Source organism: Limisphaera sp. 4302-co (assembly GCF_049537155.1).
Lineage (GTDB): Bacteria > Verrucomicrobiota > Verrucomicrobiia > Limisphaerales > Limisphaeraceae > Limisphaera.
The window spans coordinates 14502-33702 of the sequence record NZ_JBMVQZ010000009.1; the positions used below are offsets into that span (position 1 = coordinate 14502).

12 protein-coding genes are annotated in these 19201 nt (G+C 66.8%); 10 read left to right on the forward strand and 2 right to left on the reverse strand.

What is annotated here, in order from left to right:
• Positions 1 to 3 precede the first annotated feature (3 nt).
• The 7 genes from ACPDIX_RS09985 (at position 4) to ACPDIX_RS10015 (ending at position 9096) form a co-directional block, all read left to right on the forward strand.
• A complete protein-coding gene (locus ACPDIX_RS09985; protein ID WP_423431650.1) occupies positions 4 to 1572 on the forward strand; it encodes a flotillin family protein in 1569 nt (522 codons plus the stop codon).
• Positions 1573 to 1576: 4 nt separating this feature from the next.
• A complete protein-coding gene (locus ACPDIX_RS09990; RefSeq protein WP_423431651.1) occupies positions 1577 to 1978 on the forward strand; it encodes a PLD nuclease N-terminal domain-containing protein in 402 nt (133 codons plus the stop codon).
• A 391-nt stretch (positions 1979 to 2369) separates the two neighbouring features.
• Positions 2370 to 3059, forward strand: coding sequence for a PEP-CTERM sorting domain-containing protein (locus tag ACPDIX_RS09995; RefSeq protein ID WP_423431652.1), 690 nt, complete (start codon positions 2370 to 2372; stop codon positions 3057 to 3059).
• A 5-nt stretch (positions 3060 to 3064) separates the two neighbouring features.
• A complete protein-coding gene (locus ACPDIX_RS10000) occupies positions 3065 to 3841 on the forward strand; it encodes a type II secretion system protein (protein ID WP_423431653.1) in 777 nt (258 codons plus the stop codon).
• A 55-nt stretch (positions 3842 to 3896) separates the two neighbouring features.
• Positions 3897 to 5141 carry a carbohydrate-binding module family 20 domain-containing protein gene (locus ACPDIX_RS10005; RefSeq protein WP_423431654.1) on the forward strand — a complete coding sequence of 415 codons (1245 nt, stop codon included), beginning with the start codon at positions 3897 to 3899 and terminating at the stop codon, positions 5139 to 5141.
• Positions 5138 to 6505: a glycoside hydrolase family 53 protein gene (locus ACPDIX_RS10010; protein WP_423431655.1), complete on the forward strand. Its 1368-nt coding sequence runs from the start codon at positions 5138 to 5140 to the stop codon at positions 6503 to 6505. Before ACPDIX_RS10005 ends, ACPDIX_RS10010 begins: the two co-directional genes overlap by 4 nt.
• Before the next feature lie 113 nt (positions 6506 to 6618).
• The gene (locus ACPDIX_RS10015) at positions 6619 to 9096 is read left to right on the forward strand and encodes a glycoside hydrolase family 2 TIM barrel-domain containing protein (protein WP_423431656.1); all 2478 of its coding nucleotides are present in this window, start codon (positions 6619 to 6621) and stop codon (positions 9094 to 9096) included.
• Between the two features lie 17 nt (positions 9097 to 9113).
• Here the strand turns inward: ACPDIX_RS10015 and ACPDIX_RS10020 are convergent, their stop codons facing one another.
• Both ACPDIX_RS10020 and ACPDIX_RS10025 read right to left on the reverse strand, forming a co-directional pair.
• Positions 9114 to 11600, reverse strand: coding sequence for a c-type cytochrome domain-containing protein (locus ACPDIX_RS10020; RefSeq protein WP_423431657.1), 2487 nt, complete (start codon positions 11598 to 11600; stop codon positions 9114 to 9116).
• Between the two features lie 2 nt (positions 11601 to 11602).
• Positions 11603 to 12463 carry a cytochrome c3 family protein gene (locus tag ACPDIX_RS10025; protein WP_423431658.1) on the reverse strand — a complete coding sequence of 287 codons (861 nt, stop codon included), beginning with the start codon at positions 12461 to 12463 and terminating at the stop codon, positions 11603 to 11605.
• Between the two features lie 113 nt (positions 12464 to 12576).
• Between ACPDIX_RS10025 and ACPDIX_RS10030 the strand changes: the two genes are divergently transcribed.
• From ACPDIX_RS10030 to ACPDIX_RS10040, 3 genes are all read left to right on the forward strand, one after another.
• Entirely contained in the window at positions 12577 to 14715 is a 2139-nt protein-coding gene (locus ACPDIX_RS10030; protein ID WP_423431659.1) for a glycoside hydrolase family 65, read from the forward strand.
• A gap of 136 nt (positions 14716 to 14851) precedes the next feature.
• Positions 14852 to 17752 carry a DNA topoisomerase III gene (locus ACPDIX_RS10035; protein ID WP_423431660.1) on the forward strand — a complete coding sequence of 967 codons (2901 nt, stop codon included), beginning with the start codon at positions 14852 to 14854 and terminating at the stop codon, positions 17750 to 17752.
• Between the two features lie 101 nt (positions 17753 to 17853).
• On the forward strand, positions 17854 to 18831 hold the full coding sequence (locus ACPDIX_RS10040) for a tyrosine recombinase XerC (protein WP_423431661.1): 978 nt from the start codon (positions 17854 to 17856) through the stop codon (positions 18829 to 18831).
• Positions 18832 to 19201: the final 370 nt, after the last annotated feature.

Here is a 19201-nt window from a genome sequence, read left to right on the forward strand (position 1 = left end):
ATCATGAACCTCCAGACTCCGGAACCGGTTCCCCTGTGGCTGGCGGCTGAGTTCAGTTGGTCGCCGGTGATCCTCGGGGTGGGAGCGGTGCTGATTGTGTTTTTCCTGTTCCTGGCGATCTGGGCGCGCCGGTACACCAAGGTGGGTCCCAACGAGGTGCTGATCATCTCGGGACGCAAACGCAAGGTGGTGGACCCGGACGGCACCGTGCGGCAGGTCGGGTACCGGATCGTCAAGGGCGGCGGCGTGTTCGTGTGGCCCGTCCTCGAGAAGGTGGACGTGCTGAAGCTCGAGCTGATGACCATCGATGTGGTCACGCCCGAGGTGTACACGGTCAAGGGCGTGCCGGTCCGCGTGGACGGGGTGGCACAAATCAAGGTCAAGGGCGACGACATTTCCATTGCCACGGCGGCCGAACAGTTCCTCAGCAAGGGGGTGGACGAGATCCGGAACATCGCCACGCAGACCCTGGAAGGTCATCTCCGGGCCATTCTGGGCACGATGACCGTGGAGGACATCTACCAGAACCGGGACGCCTTTGCCGCCAAGGTGCAGGAAGTGGCGGCGGGGGACATGGCCAACATGGGGTTGGCCATCGTCAGTTTCACCATCCGCGACATTCGGGACAGTCAGGGGTACCTGGATGCACTGGGCAAACCGCGCATCGCGCAGGTCAAACGCGACGCGGTCATCGCACAAGCCGAGGCCGACCGGGACGCCACCATCCGCAGCGCCCAGGCCCAGCAGGCCGGTCAGGAGGCCCGGTTTGCCGCCGAAACCAAGATCGCCGAGGCCCAGCGGGATTATCAGATGCGCGTGGCCGAGTTCCAGGCCGACGTGAACCGCAAACGGGCCGAGGCCGACCTGGCGTATGACCTGCAAAAGTTCAAGACCGGCCAGCTGGTGAAGGCCGAGGAGGTGCAGGTCCAGATCGTCGAAAAGCAAAAGCAGATCGAGCTGCAGGAACAGGAAATCAAACGCAAACAGCGCGAATTGGAGGCCACCGTCCAGCGCCCGGCCGATGCGGAACGTTACCGGGTCGAAACCCTCGCCAATGCCCGCAAGTACCAGTTGGAAACCGAAGCCGCGGGACAGGCCGCCGCCACCAAGGCCACGGGGCTGGCCCAGGCCGAAGTCATCCAGGCCACCGGCCTGGCCGAAGCCGAGGCGCAGAAGGCACGCGGGTTGGCGGAAGCAGCCGTGATCGAGGCCCAGGGCCGTGCCCAGGCCGAGGCCATGCGGCTCAAGGCCGAGGCGTTCAAGCTGTACAACGAGGCGGCGGTGATCGAGCTCATCATGAAAGGGCTGCCCGACCTGGCCGGGCGGATCGCCGAGCCGCTCAGCAAGACCGAGAAGATTGTCATCATCAACGCCGGCCCCGGGGGCGGCGCCAGCAAATTGACCGGCGACGTCGCGCAGATCCTGGGTCAATTGCCGCCCGTGGTGGAAAGCCTTACCGGCGTCAATCTGGAAAAGCTGCTGCAACAGGTCCCGGCCTTGCGGAAGAGCGCCGGGGCCGCGCCTGCGCCGGAAAGTCAGCCCTCCCACCCCTCCGCCTCCGTCACCACCTGAGACCATGCTCGCTCTCGCCGGAGCCGAGGCAGCCATCCTGAGTCTCCTTCTCACCGCCTTCCTGGTGGTGGCGGGCCTGATGGTCATGGTCGGCCTCTTCGTGTTCTGGATCTGGATGCTCGTTCACGCGCTGCGCAATCCGGGACTCAATGATGGAGAGCGCATCTCCTGGACGGTGGTATTGTGCGTGACGCATTTGTTGGGGGCGGTCCTGTACTTTTTCCTGGGCCGGCCCCGGGCTGCCTCGGCTCTGAACCGCAACGGTGCCGATCTCCGCCGGAGGGCCCTGCTCCGGCCGGTGCCTCCGCCGGTCCCGCCTCCGCCACCTGCCGCGCGTGGCGAAGCGACCCATGCCCTCACCGCCGCCGGAGGCCCTGCAGGCTCGCAACCGACTTCTGCCCCCTGAATGCTGCTGCCGGGCAGACGTCGGTCGCATCGCCCATTGGCGGATCGGGGGGCCGGTGCTTCCGCCATGTCAACGATTCAGTACATACCCGGCTTCGCGGATAGCTTCCCACGCGTGCCGCCCGGCGTTCGCGGGGACAGGGGCGCGTGGTTTCCGGTCGAGACTTTGGGGACGGCGTTCCCCGGTGCGCGCCGGCCGTGGGCGCCTGCCTGCCTTCCGACCTCTGCAGCTGCCAGCGGGGGCGTTCTTCCCGAGGCGCGCAGGACGCGCCCCGGTGTTGGACCCTCCGAAAAACCATACATTTGTGAGGGTGGCGGGGTGGGTCGAACCGCTGTAGAGTGGCGACCGCCCGATGGGGCAGAGACTGTTCATGCAACGCAGCAAGGCGCCCATGAAAACGACGTTCTGCTCGACCCTGGTCCTGGCGGCTGCCACGGTGCAGGTTCTGGCTGCCACGGTCTATCCGGACGCGACCGGTGATTTCACCCCTGGAGGTTTCGGCTATCTGGACATCACCTCCGTGGAGGTGGACAACGACGACGTGACACTCAGCTTCCGCATCAACCTGGCTGACAACCCGCTGGTGGTGGACTGGGCCAAGTATCTGATCGGGCTGGACACGGCGGCCGGCGGGAACACGACCGGGCCGGACGCCTGGGGCAAACCCATCTCGATGAGCATCGGCGGCATGGATTATTTCATCGGAAGCTGGATGAATTTCGGCACCGGGGCCGAGGTGCGTGTCTGGGACGGATCGGCATGGAACACCGTGTCGGATTCCGGTATCACGGTGACGACCGATCCCAGCTCGGTCACACTGGCCCTGCCCTTCAGCGTGTTGAATCTGAATCTGGGGGACACCTTCCGGTTCGATGTCTACACGACCTCGGACGGCAACTCGGTCCTGGACGCCGCCGGCAGTACCGCGCCGCTGACCTGGAACAACAATCCGTACGATTCCGGCCAAAACGTCCTGAGCTACACCCTGGTGCCGGAGCCGACGCTGCCGGCATTGCTCCTGGTGGGAGGCGCAGTCTGGTTCGGCTGGCGCAGCCGGCGTGCCCGGGGGAGCGCAGCGTGAGCGCCATGGCCAACCGGATGGATCCAACGACACCCGCCCGGCAGCGGGCCTTTACGCTAATCGAACTCCTGGTGGTGATCGCGATCATCGCGATCCTGGCCGGGATGCTCCTGCCCGCGCTGGGGAATGCGAAGTTCCGCGCCAAGGTGGTTCACTGCACGTCGAACTACCGCCAATGGGGCGTGGTTCACGCCATGTACAGCGGCGACGACGCCCGGGGTCGGTTGCCCTCCTTTCCCGTGGGGGGTGTCTCCGGGCAGAACGCCTGGGACGTGTCGCTGCAGATGATTCCGGCGCTGGCGCCGTATGGGTTGACGGTGCCGCTGTGGTTCTGCCCGGTGCGGCCCCAGGAATGGCAGGAGGCCCAGGAATGGTTTCAGCGTCGTTACAACCGGCCCATCAGCTCCCCGGAGGACCTCAACCTCTACGCGGGCATGCTTTACAACGGCACGTTCGCCGTGTTGCGTCACGCCTGGTGGGTGCCGCGGCCGCTGGCCGGCGCGCCCCGGGTCACGTTTCCTTCGCCGGATCCGGGCCGGAGTCGGGAAACGATCGGTTGGCCCACCCGACCGGATGATCCCGTGGCCCGTGTCCAGCCGGTGATCAGCGACTATTGTTTCACCCCCGGCAGCCTGCGTGACGTGAACCGGGCCGGAGCCGGGCATTCCGCCAATGGACAGTTGCGATCGGTCAACCTGGGGTTTGCGGACGGGCATGTGGAAACCCGGCCGCGACAACAAATCCAGTGGCAGTACACCGGAGTGGACACGGCGTTTTATTGAGACCACGACGCGACCCCGGGGCCGACGCCCCGGGCTTGAAACAGGAGGACCCACCATGAAACCGCGAACGCTGATGCTGTTGATGTGCCTGGCGCTGTCCGGCGCGGCCATGTCGGCCCGGGCGGTGCAGGTGACGTTCAGGGTGAACATGAGCGTGCAGATCGCCATGGGCCGGTTCAACCCGGACACCGACCTGGTGTATCTGGCCGGCACGTTCAACAACTGGAGCACCACCCAGGACCTGATGATGCGCAGCACATCGGAGCCTGACATCTGGGAGATCACCCTGAATCTGCCGGCTGGCACCTGGCCGAACTACAAGTTCGTCATGTTGCGGTCCGGCACCGGTTTTGCCTGGGAAACGCGGGGAAACCGATGGTTTCAGGTCCCTGAAACCGACACGGTACTGGACGTGGTGTACTTCGACGACATCACCGAGGTGGTGACGAACAAGCAGCCGGTGACGTTCCAGGTGGACATGAGCGTCCAGATTGCCAACGGGGTCTTCGACCCCTCGTTTGGCACGCTGGCGGTCTCCGGCGATGCCATTGATGACTGGGCCAACCGGGGCACGCACCTCCTGGCGCCCACCCCGACCAACCAGGCCCTCTGGGTGGGCACATTCGAAATCACCGCCCCGGTGGGGGCCACGGTGAATTACAAGTTCATCATGAACGGCAACTGGGAGAGCCGGCCGAACCGCAACTTCGTGATGACCAACGAGCCGATCGTGTTGCCGGTGGTGTTCTTCAACGATGTCACCAATCCCGCCGTGCCCATCCCGGTCACGTTCTCGCTGCACATGGGCGTGGCGGTCGCCCGGGGGTGGTTCAATCCGGACACCGACTTCGTCGAGGCCCGGGGTTCCTTCCTGACCACCGCCGGGGGCGCTTGGGTCGGCGGGTTCCAGCTCACCAACAGTCCCTCCCAACCCTACATCTACACGGGCACGTTCCTGACCACCAACCAGGCGCCGGGCAGCGTGATGCTTTATCAATTCGTCATCAACGGCGCCACGTGGGAGACCACGGGCGACCGCACATGGACGTTCGCCGGCACCAATGCGGTCGCGCTCCCTCTGGCGTATCTCAACAACGTGACGTCGCTCGGCCCGGTCGCCCTCCAGCTCGGTGACAGCGGCATGGTGGAACTCGGATGGGAAGCCGGGCCCCGCGTACGACTGCAATCGGCCCCGGCCCTCACCGGACCTTGGACGGATGTGCCGGGTACGGAAGGCGTGGGGACCTGGTCCGGCCCGCGGGACGGCACGGCACGTTTCTATCGTCTGATCGGGCCGTGAGAGTGTTCCGACGTCCGGGCAACCGCCGGTCAGGTGGGAAACCATGGCCGGGTGCGGCCTTCCTGGCCTGCGCGGTCATGGCCGGTGTGGCGGGGAGTGTGCAGGCCGAACCCGCCCAGGCCGGCGGGGTGGATCTCCCCTTTCTGGCCGGGGCAGACATGTCCCACCTCCGATTCTTCGAGGATCGCGGCGTGGTGTACCGGCGAGACGGCCTGGCCACCAATGCGATGGTCATCCTGCGCGAGCTGGGCATCAACTGCGTCCGACTCCGGCTGTTCACCAGCAGTTCCCAACAGGCCGCCGCCGATCCCTACAATGCCATCAACAATCTCGATTACACCGTTCCCCTGGCCGTCCGCGCCAAAAACGCCGGGCACCGGCTGTTGTTGGACCTGCATTTTTCCGACAGTTGGGCCGACCCGGGGAAGCAACGCCTGCCTGCGGCCTGGACGAACCTGAGCTTCGAGGAGCTCGTTTCGACGGTGCGGAACTACACGAGCAACGTCATCCAGACCTTCCGCGCCGCGGGCGCGGCGCCGGAATACGTTCAGGTGGGCAACGAAATCACCCAGGGCCTGCTCTGGCCGCACGGGCACGTCGGTGGGACCAACGACACGCCCGTGCAATGGGCCCGCCTGGGTCAATTGCTGCGAGCGGCGATCCAGGGCATCCGCGATGCCGTTCCCGCCGGCGGTCCACGGATCATGATCCACATTGACCGGGGCGGGGATTGGTCGGGGACGCGCTGGTTTTTCGACCGGTTGCAGACCCAGAACGTGGCCTATGATCTGATCGGACTGAGTTATTACCCCTTCTGGCACGGCAGCCTGGAGGACCTGCGGCAGACGCTCCACAACGCGGCCGCCCGATACGGCAAGCCGGTGATCGTGGTGGAAACGGCGTTTCCGTTCGAGGGCGACTCCGATCTCTGGGGGATTCCGCCCACGACCAACGGCCAGGTGCAGTATGTTCGTGCGCTGGCGGAAGTGGTGAAGAGTGTGCCCGGCGGGTTGGGCCGGGGCATCTTCTGGTGGGGTGCTGAGTACCAGTCGTTGTGGGGTTGGCGCCTGGCCGGGTTCGATCGCCGTTCCTTGTTCGGTCCCGGCGGCGAGGTGTTGCCCGCCGCGGCTGCCCTGGGGCGTCTGACCGCACCGGTGCGGCTGCACGGCCGGTTGAGACCCGGCGGTCTGGAACTGCAATGGCCGCTCAGCGGAGCCGGCATGATCCTGGTCAGCACCACCAGTGTGGCCCCTCACAGCATCTGGCAACCCGTGGCGGTCGAGCCGACCGCCGAGGCGTTGGGCTATCGCGCCGTGCTGCCGCGGGAGGGTCCCACCGCGTTTTACCGGCTCCGATCGCCCTGAAACAGGGCCAGCCCCCCGCGCGCAGGGGCCACCCATCTTTCGAGCGGAACACAGTCATGAAGGCAACAAGGAGGCTTGCAGGAACAACTGCGCTGCTTTGTCTGGCGAGCACGGTGGTCGCGATCCTTGGCGAACCGTTCAACGACGATTGGCGGTTCCTGCGCGACGATGTCCCGGGCGCGGAACGACCCGGGTTCGATGACACGGCCTGGGAGAAGGTCACCCTGCCGCACACGCCGCGGATCGAGACCCTGGTCTGCGGGAGTGAGTCGCCGCAGTGGCAGGGTGCCTGTTGGTATCGGAAGTCGTTTTACGTGCCGCCGGAGGTTTCGAATCGCGTGGCCATTCTCCGGTTTGAGGGGGCGATGAACGAGGCCCGGATCTGGATCAATGGTCGCGAGGCGGGCCGGTTCATGGGGGGATACCTCCCCTGCGTGCTGGACGTCACACGCCTGTTGCAGCCGGGACGGACCAATCTGGTGGCCGTGCGTCTGGACAACCGGGACAACCCCCTTACGGGTCCGAAACCCCTGCGAGACCTGGACTTCAATTTGTACGGCGGGTTGTACCGGCCGGCCGCCCTGATTTACAAGGACCCGCTGCACATCACGGACCCGATCCTTGCCGACCGCCCGGCCGGCGGAGGCGTGTTCGTGACCTATCCGTGGGTGACGGAGACCGGTGCTGTGGTGCGCGTGCAGACGCACGTGGTGAACGCCGGCGACCGGGACCGGGCCTTCCGGCTGCGGGCCACGTTGCGGGATGCCGGTGGATGGTGGATCGCGCGGGCGGAGCGACCCGCCCGGTTGCCGGCCGGACAGGACCTGACAGTGGTGCAGGAACTGACGGTGACCCGGCCGCGGCTCTGGTCGCCGGCCGACCCCTACCTGTACCGGTTGCAGACGGAGCTGGTGGAGGACGATCGCGTGGTGGACGCGCACGAGGAACGGATCGGCATCCGTCACATTCGCATCACCGCCGAAGGGTTCTGGTTGAACGGCCGGAAGATGTTCCTCCGCGGGGTCAACCGCCACCAGGAATACCCGTGGATCGGCAACGCCGTGCCGGATGCAGCCCAGTGGCGGGACGCGCGCAAGATCAAGGAAGCCGGGTTCGATTACGTCCGGCTCTCACACTACCCCCAGTCGCCCGCCTTCCTCGAGGCGTGCGATGAGCTGGGGCTGCTGGTCATGAACTGTCTGATGGGCTGGCAGTACTTCAATCCCGATCCACGCTTTGCGGAACAGAAACTCCGCGAGGTGCGGCAGCTGATCCGGCGCGACCGCAACCATCCCTGTGTGGTCCTCTGGGAGGTTTCCCTCAACGAGAGCCATCAACCGCGCGAGTTCATCGAACGCGCCCAGGCCATCGCCCATGAGGAGTATCCCGGAGACCAGATGTACACGGCGGGCTGGCAGCGCGGTTACGACGTCTTTCTGCAGGCACGACAACACGGCGGCTGCAAGGGCATCACCCACCTGCCGTGCGTCGTCAGCGAGTACGGCGACTGGGAATATTACGCGCAAAACGCCGGCCTGCAGCAGCACCTGTGGAAGGATCTCAAACCGGAGGAACGCAACAGCCGCCAGCGGCGTGGCGACGGCGAAACCCGCATGCTGCAACAGGCGCTGAACTTTCAGGAGGCGCACAACGACAACCTTCAAACCACGGCCTTTGCCGACGGCCTGTGGGTGATGTTCGACTACAACCGCGGATACGCGCCGGACATCGAGGCTTCGGGGTGCATGGACATCTTCCGGCTGCCGAAGTTCGCTTGGTGGTTTTACCGAACCCAGCGGGATCCGGAGGAGCTGGTGTTGGGCCGGCCGGCCGGACCACTCGTCTTCATCGCGTCGTATCACCGGCCCGGTTCGCCCCGCAGGGTGCGGATCTACAGCAACTGCGAGGAGGTGGAACTCTTCCGCAACGGCGTCTCATTCGGTCGGCGGGGACCCGACCGGGACCGCACCAGCACGCATCTCCGGCATCCACCGTTCACCTTCGAGCTGCCCGATTTCATCCCGGGCACCCTCCGGGCGGTGGGTTACCGGGCGGGAGAGCCGGTGGCCGTGCACGAGGTTCGGACTCCCGGAACATCGGCGCAGTTGGCGCTGTGGTTTGACCTGGCAGGCGTACCGTTTGGCGTTCACGGCAAGGACGCCGTCTTCGTGCACGCCGAACTCCGGGATGAACACGGCACACTGGTCCCCGCCAACGGTCAGCCCGTCGCGTTCGGCGTCCGGGGGCCGGTGCGGCTGGTGGGGGAACCCGACCTGCCCACGGAGGCGGGCGTGGCGTCGCGCCTGCTCCTGACGGAGAAGCCGCAGCCGGAGGCGGTGGTGTTTGCGCTCACCGCCGTGGAGAGCGACGCCGGTGTGCAGGTTCTGACCGCGGTGGGCACGCCCACGGGAACACGGCTGCCCCGGACCGTGGTGCGTTACACCCTGGACGGATCGCCCGTGACGCCGATGTCACCGCGGTATCGCCGGCCGCTGCCGGTGGAGCGGGCCGGGCAATTGCGCCTGGGCCTGTTTGTGGGGCGCGAGTGTGTGGCGGAGTATCCGCCCCGGGCGGGGGAGGCGTCGCGCTGAGCGCGGGCGGGTGCGGGTCACTGCCACCGCCAGGTGAGGTTCACCCAGGCCAGGTGCGCCAGTACGTCGTTCGCTCCGCCGGAGGTGGGCTCGTCATATTTCCACAGTCCGTAACGCAGCCCCACGGTCAGCCGTTCGCCGCACCGGCGTCGCACGGCCAGGCTGAGGTACTGCTCCCGCCACAGCACCCCGATCGGCAGGACGGTTTCGAGGTTGTCCCTGTGGAAGTCGCTCATGGCCCATTCGTAGCTGAACTCTGCCTCCGTCCGGTCGTTCCACGTCCAGCGGGCCAGCCCCTGCAGGCGGTAGGAGCGTCCCGCCCAGGCCGGGAGCGTGGCTGCGTCGTCCACCGCGCTTCGGACGCGATGGTCCTGCAACGAGCCCTGCAACCGGAACGACCACCGCGTCACCGGCCGCCACGACAGTTGCAGGGTCCACGCGTGGACATCGGACTCCGCGCCCAGGGTGCGCGTGCCGGGGGTGTAAAAGCCCGGCACGGGTTCGAAGGTTGCCGGGTCGAAACCGTCCAGGGGGTCGGTCGCACTTTCCGATCGGCTGCCCAGAAAGCGGTAGAGCAGCGCGGCGCGCCATTGCGGGGCCGGGCGCCAGGTCAGTCGGGCTTCGATTTGTTCGGTCCGGTGATGCCGGTCGCGGATGAAGGCCGGGTACCCGGAGTTCGGGAAATCGCCGAATTCGGTCGGAACGACGTCCTGGCGGTGATCGAAATCGGTGTCGCGCAGTCGCCACCGGTAGGACGCGCCCAGGGTGAAGTTCGGGAGCGGGGTGGTGTCGAAGCCTGCGCGCAGGTCCCATGCGCGGCCCTCGGCCAGGGTGTCCCGCCGGAACGGGGTGTCGCCTCCCGGTTGTTCCTCGAAAAGCTCGACCTTGTCCTGCTGCGCCGCCGCTTCGGCAAAAACCACGCTGCGGGGGATCGGTTCCCCCCGCAGACCGAGTCGTTCGGTCAGGACGAACCGGTCGCGCGCGCTCTCCTGAAGCGTGGGCTGCAGAAACCACTCGTCTGGCGAAAGTTCGTAGTCGAACGATGCCCGGCCCAGTCCGTGGTGGCGGGTCCATTCCGATTGTACACCCGTCACGATCGTCCAGCCGGCCCAGGGGCCTGCCACCAGGTTGGCGTTGGCCACGTGGGCGGAATGCTCAAGGGTGATCGAAGGGCTGTGCCACCGGCGCACCACGCCGGGAGCCGGGTTCAGCGGCGCTTCGTCGAGTGCAAACGACCTGTCTGCGTCGTACCGGCTGTAGAAGTAACCGCCGTTGGCGCGCAGCCAGGGACGAAAGGCGCGGTCGAACCGAACGGCATTGGCAGCTTGAAAACTCTGGTGGGTCTCCGCGACGCGGGTGAGGAACCGGGCATCGCCCTCGGGCGGATTGAAAAGCGCATTGGTCCGGGAGGTATGGCGTTCGGTCCATTGCAGCCGCAGATCTTCCTCGAACCGCCAGTCGCCCACTTCATGGTGGGCATGGAAACGGAGAATGTGGCTTTCCTCGTCCACGACCTCGTAAGCGGGCCAGAGCAGGCGCTTGGGAGTGCCGTCCGGCGGGGCGGACCAGGAGGTGATCGCCCGCGAGCCGTCTCGGTACCGGTGCTCGTAATCCAGGTGCAGTCCGGGCCAGTTGCGCCGGTCAAGTTCGAGCGTGACCCGGGCGCGGCCGATGTCGAGCGCCGGTTCCCTGTCCAGCAGGCCCACCTCTCCCGAAGGGAGTAACGGCCACTGGCCGCGGTCGGGACCGTACCATCGGTACTGGCTGACACCGAGGCTGGCCCGGCCCCACTCGGGCAACCATCCGTCCATTTGGAGGAAGGCATCGTCGCGAAGCGCGCGGGCGTGAAGGGTGAAACGCGGTCCTTCGGGGGGCTCGTGCGACCAGAAAAGGTTCTCCAATCCGCCGTCCCAACCCGAGGGCCGTTGCCACACGGAGCGCAGGAAGCTGGCGGGAGCCGATCCACCGCGCCAACCGGTGGCGACCGTCACCTCGATGCGGTCCGCGGGGCGCGGCGGCCCGGACGTCCAGGGCAGACCCTGATCAATCCAGGCCCGCAACAGTCCGATTTCTTCCGCGCTCAACGGCGGTGTGCGCCCCTCCGGCGGCATCCAGAGGTCCTCGGAAATCTCGGGCGAGCGCGCCACGGCGTGGATGAGCCGGCTGGCGGCGCTGTTGCTGAGGACCACCACGGGCCCGCCGTCACCGCCGGCCAGTATGCCCTCGCGCGTGTCCAGTCGCAGGCCGCTGCGCGGTCGTTCAGGCCCGTGACAACGCAGGCAGGACCTTTCGAGGATGGATCGGATGTCCCTTTCGAAATCCACCGGCCCGGCGGCGGGGGCCGGCAGTTGGACGCCGGTTGGAGAGGTGGGTTCCCCGCCCTGCGCGGCGGTGAATCGTTCCACACCCGTCAGCAACAGTGCGGCTGCGCAACCGACAAGGCCGGCGCGGCACGTCTTTGCCCGGTGGGAACAGGCCCGCGTCATGTGGCACGAGGAACACATGCTCAGTAGAGCAGCCGGGGGTGAACGTCCGATCCGTGCACGGCGGTGTGACAGCCGGCACTCCAACAGGTTCCCATGCGCAGGCGGTCGGTATGGTCCACCTGGCCGATGAAGATTCTTCCCGACGCCACGCCAGGTCCGGGCGTCTGGACATGGCACTGCAGGCAGAGGTGATTGTCGCGGTCGGTCAACAGGGCCGCGTGCGGTGAACCATGCGGGGTGTGGCACATTGTGCAGCCCTCGCGCAGGGCCTCGTGTTCGAACACGAAAGGACGCGCCTGGGCCTCATGACAACCGGCACAGCCCTCGTTGAGCCGGGCCCAGCCCGATCCACCGGCCGGTTTCATGATGTCCATGCCGTGTGGATCGTGACAGTCACTGCAGCTCATCCGGCCTTCCCGTACCGGATGCCGGGAGGGCTGCCGGAAATCGGCGGCCACGTCCAGATGACAGTCCAAACAGATCTGCGGGTCGCGCCCCGGATTGAGAATGAACCGGCCGCGCCCGCCGCCGGCTGCCACGTGCAGACTCCCCGGCCCGTGGCAGAGTTCGCATCCGGCGGGTTCGTGCGTGCCGGGCATGCGCAGAGGCACCCGGGCATGCGCACTGGCGGGGAAGATCCGCACCAGATTGGTGTGGCACTCGTAACAGGCGGTGTTGCCCACCAGAGCGGCCCCCTCGATCCGCGGGGGCTCCACCGTGCCGGGCCCCACGGAGGTACAGGCCACCCAGCCGAGCAACCCCGCCACCCCGCCAACCGCCGCGCCAACGGCCCGTCGAAGGAGAACGGCGACCCGCCCGGCCGGAAGTTGGGAGGGAGGCGATCCTTCCCCCCGAGGCGGCCAGGGCGGAGAGTCATTCATGGAGCGAATGCTAGGTAGCAGAGCCGTTAACGTCAACCGCTCGGGGGTGGGTGGCCTGCGGTGACTGCATTCGGCTGGACGCGCGAACGGGTTGGCTCATCTTGGGCCCTGACATGAGGCTTTGGACCAGACGCGATTTTCTGCGGGGTTTGACTGTTTTGGCCGGCAGCGGATGGATCATGCCGTCGTGGCCTGTGGCCGGTGTGGAATTGGACCGGCGCGCCATTGTCCGGCGGCACGAACCGCGCTTTTCACGCTTCGATCCCTACGGGGCGCTGACGGTGGGAAACGGTCGGTTTGCGTTCACCGCCGACGTGACGGGACTTCAGACGCTGGCAGAAGCGTGTGAAAAGGAGTTTCCCCTCTGCACGACGGCCGACTGGGCCTGGCATACCACCCCGCTGCCGGCAGGTTTGGATCCGGCCGCGTTCCGGTACGAGGAATACGACACCTACGGTCGCAAGGTCGGGTACGCGACGCGGCCGGATGGCCAGGAGGAACTGTTTCGGTGGCTGCGGGAGAATCCGCACCGGTTGCACCTGGGCCGGTTGGCTTTTGCCGCGGGAGAACGGCCCCTGCGCCATCTGCGCGCGGACGAGATCCGGGAGGTGGACCAGCATCTGGATTTGTGGGAGGGGCTCTTGACGAGCCGGTTCGAGTGGGCGGGGCAACCGGTGCGGGTTCGATCCTGTTGTCATCCGGAGTGGGACCTTTTGGCGGTGGAGATCGAATCGGGTGCGATGGTGGACGGTGGCCTGGCGGTGGTGTTGCGATTTCCCTACGGATCGCCAGCCGTGGCGATGGCGGATTGGTCGGTGCCCGAGCGTCACACGACGCGCGTGGAAAGGCAACGGCCGGGCGAACTGCGGCTGGAACGGTCCCTGGACGACACGCGTTATCACGTGGTCTGGGCATGGGAGGGCAGGGCGGTGGCGGAACCGGGCGGGCCGCATGAATGGGTGTTGCGGAGCCGCGATCCGCAACTGCGTTTCGTGTTGGCGTTCGGTCCGGAGCCGTTGCCACGGCGACTGCCCCCGGTGGGAGCGACGTTCCGGGCTTCAGCCCGGCACTGGAATGCGTTCTGGTCGGAGGGTGGGGCGGTGGATTTCGACGGCAGCACGGATCCGCGGGCGCAGGAGTTGGAACGGCGCGTGGTGTTGTCCCAATACAACACGGCCCTGCATTCTGCAGGCCGTCTGCCGCCGGCCGAGACGGGCCTTCTCTTCAACAGTTGGTACGGGAAGTTCCATCTGGAGATGCACTGGTGGCATGCGGTGCATTTCGTGGCATGGAACCGGTTCGAGCTGTTCGCCCGGGCGCTGCCGTATTACCGGGCCATCCTGCCGGAGGCCCGCGCGCTGGCGCGGCGCCAGGGATATCGGGGGGCGCGCTGGCCCAAGATGGTGGGGCCGGAAGGCCGGGACTCCCCCTCGACGGTCGGCCCGTTGTTGATCTGGCAGCAGCCGCACCCCATCTACTACGCCGAGTTGTGCTGGCGCGAGCGGCCCGTGCGGGAGACGTTGGAAACCTGGCGGGAGGTCGTCTTCGAAACGGCCGAATTCATGGCCTCATTCGCGCACCGGGACCCTGCCACGGGCCGGTACGTGCTTGGCCCGCCCCTCAAGACGGTTTCGGAAAACACCGATCCGCGCGCGACGCGCAACCCGACCTTCGAACTGACCTACTGGCGGTGGGGCCTGACCACGGCGCAACGGTGGCGTCGGCGGTTGGGGCTGCGACCGGACCCGCGCTGGGAGGCCGTGCTGCAGGGACTGGCGCCCCTGCCCGTGGCCGATGGCCTGTACCTCATGCAGGAGGGGATGACCGACACCTACACCCGGTGGAACTGGGAGCACCCGGCTCTTCTGGGGGCGTTGGGGATGTTGCCGGGACCGGGTGTGGACCGCCAGACCATGCGCCGCAGCGTTCGACGCGTGATGGAGGTCTGGCAATGGGACCGCTGTTGGGGCTGGGATTTCCCCCTGACGGCCATGGCGGCAGCCCGGTGCGGCGAACCCGAACTCGCGGTGGATGCCCTGTTGCTGCCTGCGGTCAAAAACCGGTACCACCCGAACGGACACAACTATCAGCGGCCGGGGCTCACAGCCTATCTCCCGGGCAACGGCGGGTTGCTGGCGGCCGTGGCGATGATGACCGCCGGCTGGACGGGCGCACCGCCGGAGCCCCAGCCGGGCTTCCCCAAAAACGGGCGTTGGAAGGTCCGGGGCGAGAACCTCCGACCGTGGCTCTGAGGCTGGAAGGGATGGTTGCACTTCGCCCGGCCGGGTCCACCTTGGGTGGCGGCGCGCAGCCCTTGCACCGGAAGTTGGCATTGCACAGGACGGTCGCTTGGCGTTAAAAGCGAGCCAATTGTTGCCACAAAACGTTATGGGCAAGGCCCTGGTCATTGCAGAAAAGCCGTCGGTGGCCGCCGACATTGCGCGGGCGCTGGGCGGCTGCAGGAAAGTGGGTGACCACTACGAGAACGACCGGTACATCATCGCGTCGGCCGTGGGGCACCTGCTGGAGTTGACCCCGCCGGAGGGGGTGGAACCGGCCCGTGGCAAGTGGAGTTTCAACCACCTGCCGGTCCTGCCGGACCATTTCGACCTGATGCCCATCGAAAAGAGCGAGGCGCGGCTGAAACAACTGGTGCGTCTGATCCGGCGCAACGACGTGGACGAAATCATCAATGCCTGCGACGCCGGACGGGAAGGCGAACTGATCTTTCGCAACATCATCCGGTACGCCGGCACCCGGAAACCGATCAAGCGACTGTGGTTGCAGTCCATGACACCGGCCGCCATCCGGGAGGGGTTCGAACACCTGCGTCCGGACGAAGAGCTGCAGCCGCTGGCCGATGCGGCGTTGAGCCGGGCGGAGGCGGACTGGCTGGTGGGCATCAACGGCACGCGGGCCATGACCGCCTTCAACTCGCGTTCGGGCGGCTTTTTCAAAACCACGGTCGGCCGCGTGCAAACCCCCACGCTGGCCATCGTGGTGGACCGCGAACAAAAGATCCGGCGGTTTGTCCCCCGGCCGTACTGGGAGCTCGTCGCCACCTTCGAGTGCGCCGCCGGCACCTACACGGGACGGTGGTTCGACGAATCGTTCGTCAAACCCGAGGGTCGCGAGACCGATCCGGACTTGAAACCGGAGCGGTTGTGGGATGCGGCGCGCGCCGAGTCCCTGCGCCAGCGCTGTCTGGGTCAACCGGGCGAGGTCACCGAGGAGAGCAAACCCTCCACCCAGGCTCCACCCCTGTTGTTCGATCTGACCAGCCTGCAGCGGGAGGCCAACGCGAGGTTCGGGTTCAGTGCCAATCGCACCCTGCAAATCGCCCAGGCCCTGTACGAACGGCACAAGGTCATCACCTACCCGCGCACCGATTCGCGCGCCCTGCCGGAAGATTATCTGGGCACGGTCCGTGCCACGCTGGAGAATCTCACCCGCACGGCCTACGCCCCGTGGGCCGGCGAGATCCTGCAACAGAACTGGGTGCGCCCCAACAAGCGCGTGTTCAACAACGCGCGGGTGACGGACCATTTCGCCATCATCCCCACGCCGCAGCTCCCGCGCGGCCTGAACGAGGGCGAACAAAAAATCTACGATCTCGTCACACGCCGGTTTCTGGCGGTGTTTTATCCGGCGGCCGAGTTTCTGGAAACCACGCGCATCACCCGCGTGGCGGGTGAACCGTTCAAAAGCGTGGGCCGGGTCCTGGTGAAGGCCGGTTGGTTGAGCGTGTACGGACGCGAGGACCGGGCCGACGACGAAAACCCGCAGTTGCCACCGGTGCAACCGGGCGAGACGGTTCAAACCCGCGAGATCGAGGTCCGCGCCAGCCAGACCAAGCCGCCGCCGCGGTTCACCGAGGCCACGCTGCTGACCGCCATGGAGGGCGCCGGCCGGCTGGTCGAGGACGACGAACTCCGCGAGGCCATGCGCGAAAAAGGCCTGGGCACACCGGCCACCCGGGCGGCCATCATCGAGGGATTGATCCAGGAAAAGTACCTCCTGCGCCAGGGCCGCGAGCTGGTTCCCACGGCCAAGGCCTTCGCCCTGATGGAGCTGCTTCACGGCCTGGGCATACCGGAGCTGACCAAGCCCGAGCTGACCGGCGACTGGGAGTACCAGCTCCGGCAGGTGCAGCGCCGGCAGAAAAGCCGCGAGGAATTCATGCAGGGCATCCGCGAAATGACGCGGCGCATCGTGGAGCGGGCCAGGCAGTATCAGTTCGACACCATCCCCGGCGATTTCGGCGTGCTCAAGGTCCCCTGCCCGAAGTGCGGGGGTGAGGTGCACGAAAAATACAAGGCCTACCAGTGCGTCCAGCCGGGCTGCGAATTCTCCGTGCCCAAGATCCTGGGCGGGCGGATGTTCGAACCCGAGGAGGTGGAGACACTGCTGCGCGACCGCCAGATCGGCCCCTTGCAGGGATTCCGCAGCAAGACCGGCCGGCCTTTCAGCGCCATCCTGCGGCTGACCGACGCCGGGCGGGTCGAATTCGATTTCGGCCAGAACAAAGGTGCCGAGGCCGATGGCGATGCCTCCGGCGAAGGCTCCTCCATGCCGGATTTCTCGAACCGGGAACCGCTGGGCCCGTGTCCGCGTTGCGGGGGCCGCGTCTTCGAGGCCGGCATGCATTACGTGTGCGAAAAGGCCGTGGGTCCGGACAAAGGCTGCGACTTCCGCGTGGGCCGCGTGATCCTGCAGCAACCGGTTGAACCCGCCCAGATGCGCAAGATCCTGACCGAGGGCCGGAGCGACCTCCTGAGCGGTTTCGTTTCCAACCGCAACCACCGGAGATTCGAGGCGCACCTGGTCCTGAAAGACGGCGATGTCAAATTCGAGTTCGCCCCCCGCGAAGCCGGCAAGGGCCGGCGCACTTCGAAACCGAAGCGGCAGGCTCCCGAGCCGGTGGACCTGAACGCCTGCACGCCTCTCGGCTCGTGCCCCCGCTGCAAACGCCGCGTGTACGAGACGCCGGCTGATTACCGGTGCGAGGGGACCCAGGACAGCGACAAACCGTGCACGTTCCTGCTGCCCCGGGTGCTGCACCAGCAACCGCTGGAGCCCGAACAGGTGCGCAAACTCCTGACCGAACGCCGCACCGACCTGCTGCGGCAATTCGTTTCTTCCAAGACCGGCCGGCCTTTTTCAGCTTATCTGGTCCTGGGTCCGCGCGGGAAACTTCAGTACGAGTTTCCCGAACGGGGTGAGCAGGAGGAATCGGGCGGGGCGGACACGTCCGCCGCCCCGGGCAAGGCACGGTATCCAGGTCCATGAACGAGGGCTCCAGACTTGCCCGGCCGGCTGACGACCGCCGGCCCGGCGCGCCTGCCGCGTCCCAACCCGCTCCGTCGGGAGAGCCGGTTGCAGATCCCTTCGTGGAATCGTTCCTGCAACATCTGGCCCACGAACGGGGTGCCTCGCCCCACACCTGCCGCAACTATCGCCACGCCCTGGAGACCTTCGCCCGATGGTGCCGGTCGGAACAGGGACAACCGCCGGACTGGCCGCGCTTGGAACGCGATGATTTCCGGTCGTTCCTCCGGTACCTGGCCCGGCAGAACCTCGGCCGCATCACCATCCGCCTGACCTTCAGTGCGCTGCGCAGTTTCTACCGTTTTCTGGTGCGCCGCGGGCATGTCGCCGCCTCGCCTGTGCACGACCTTCACCTGCCTCAACCGCCCCGGCGGTTGCCGCGGCATCTGTCCGTGGAGCAGCTCCTGCAACTGCTCCGGGCCCCGTTGCAGGCGCTGGAAACGGCCGAGCGGGACGAACCGTCGGTCGCGCGCCGGGGGCGACCACCCCTGCGCGAGGCGTTTTACCGGGACTACGCCATTTTGGAGACGCTTTACTCCTGCGGATTGCGCATCAGCGAGCTTTGCCAGCTCCGTGCGGGCGACCTGCACTGGCAGGAGGCGTTGGTGCGGGTCCGAGGCAAGGGTCGCAAGGAACGGCTGGTCCCCATCGGCCGGCCCGCCCTGGAGGCCATCCGCGCCTACTGGTCGCTGCTGCCGCAGCCGCCGGCGCCGGATCATCCGGTGTTCCAATCGCATTCGCCCCGGGCCGGGCGGCCCTCTGCCAAAAGGAAATCCGGGGACGGGTCGCCCCAACCCATCACGCCCGGCCTGCTGCAACGCCGGTTGAAACAGTACTTGGTACGGGCCGGACTCGATCCCGACATCACACCCCACCAACTCCGCCACAGCTACGCCACTCACCTCTTGGAAGCCGGGGCGGACCTCCGCAGTGTGCAGGAGCTGCTCGGGCATGCCCACCTGGTCACCACCCAGGTGTACACCCACGTGACCACCGAGCGGCTGAAACGGGTATACGACGCGGCGCATCCCCGGGCGTGAGAAAGCCCCCGGCCGGTGACTCCCCTTGAACACCGGGGGTACTTCGGGGGCATGCCTGCTCCGAAGGGGAGACAGGTCCACCGCAACTGCGGGTGAACCGGGACCGGAGCGGCGCTCGCAATCTTCAGGTCCGACCCGCCACAGATCCTGGCAAGAACCGGCCGACCGCAGGAGACACCGCCGGGCGTCGTGCAGGGCCGGTGATCTGAAGGCCCGTGCCGGGCCGGGTGATGCCGTTTCCGCCCTTCCCCGGCCCGGGCCCCCGGGTGAAAAAGATCGGGGTGTGCATCCAAACGCACAGTTGTCGGTTTGCGTCCCCGCGTTAGAGTGGACCTGGTTTGAAGCGATCGGCGCGCCTGGCGATCTGCAC

Excerpts from the sequence above, each read along its gene's own strand:
- ACPDIX_RS09985 (WP_423431650.1), top strand. The coding sequence starts at position 4 with ATGAACCTCCAGACTCCGGAACCGGTTCCCCTGTGGCTGGCGGCTGAG.
- ACPDIX_RS09990 (WP_423431651.1), top strand. The coding sequence starts at position 1,577 with ATGCTCGCTCTCGCCGGAGCCGAGGCAGCCATCCTGAGTCTCCTTCTC.
- ACPDIX_RS09995 (WP_423431652.1), top strand. The coding sequence starts at position 2,370 with ATGAAAACGACGTTCTGCTCGACCCTGGTCCTGGCGGCTGCCACGGTG.
- ACPDIX_RS10000 (WP_423431653.1), top strand. The coding sequence starts at position 3,065 with ATGGCCAACCGGATGGATCCAACGACACCCGCCCGGCAGCGGGCCTTT.
- ACPDIX_RS10005 (WP_423431654.1), top strand. The coding sequence starts at position 3,897 with ATGAAACCGCGAACGCTGATGCTGTTGATGTGCCTGGCGCTGTCCGGC.
- ACPDIX_RS10020 (WP_423431657.1), bottom strand. The coding sequence starts at position 11,600 with ATGTGTTCCTCGTGCCACATGACGCGGGCCTGTTCCCACCGGGCAAAG.
- ACPDIX_RS10025 (WP_423431658.1), bottom strand. The coding sequence starts at position 12,463 with ATGAATGACTCTCCGCCCTGGCCGCCTCGGGGGGAAGGATCGCCTCCC.
- ACPDIX_RS10030 (WP_423431659.1), top strand. The coding sequence starts at position 12,577 with ATGAGGCTTTGGACCAGACGCGATTTTCTGCGGGGTTTGACTGTTTTG.
- ACPDIX_RS10035 (WP_423431660.1), top strand. The coding sequence starts at position 14,852 with ATGGGCAAGGCCCTGGTCATTGCAGAAAAGCCGTCGGTGGCCGCCGAC.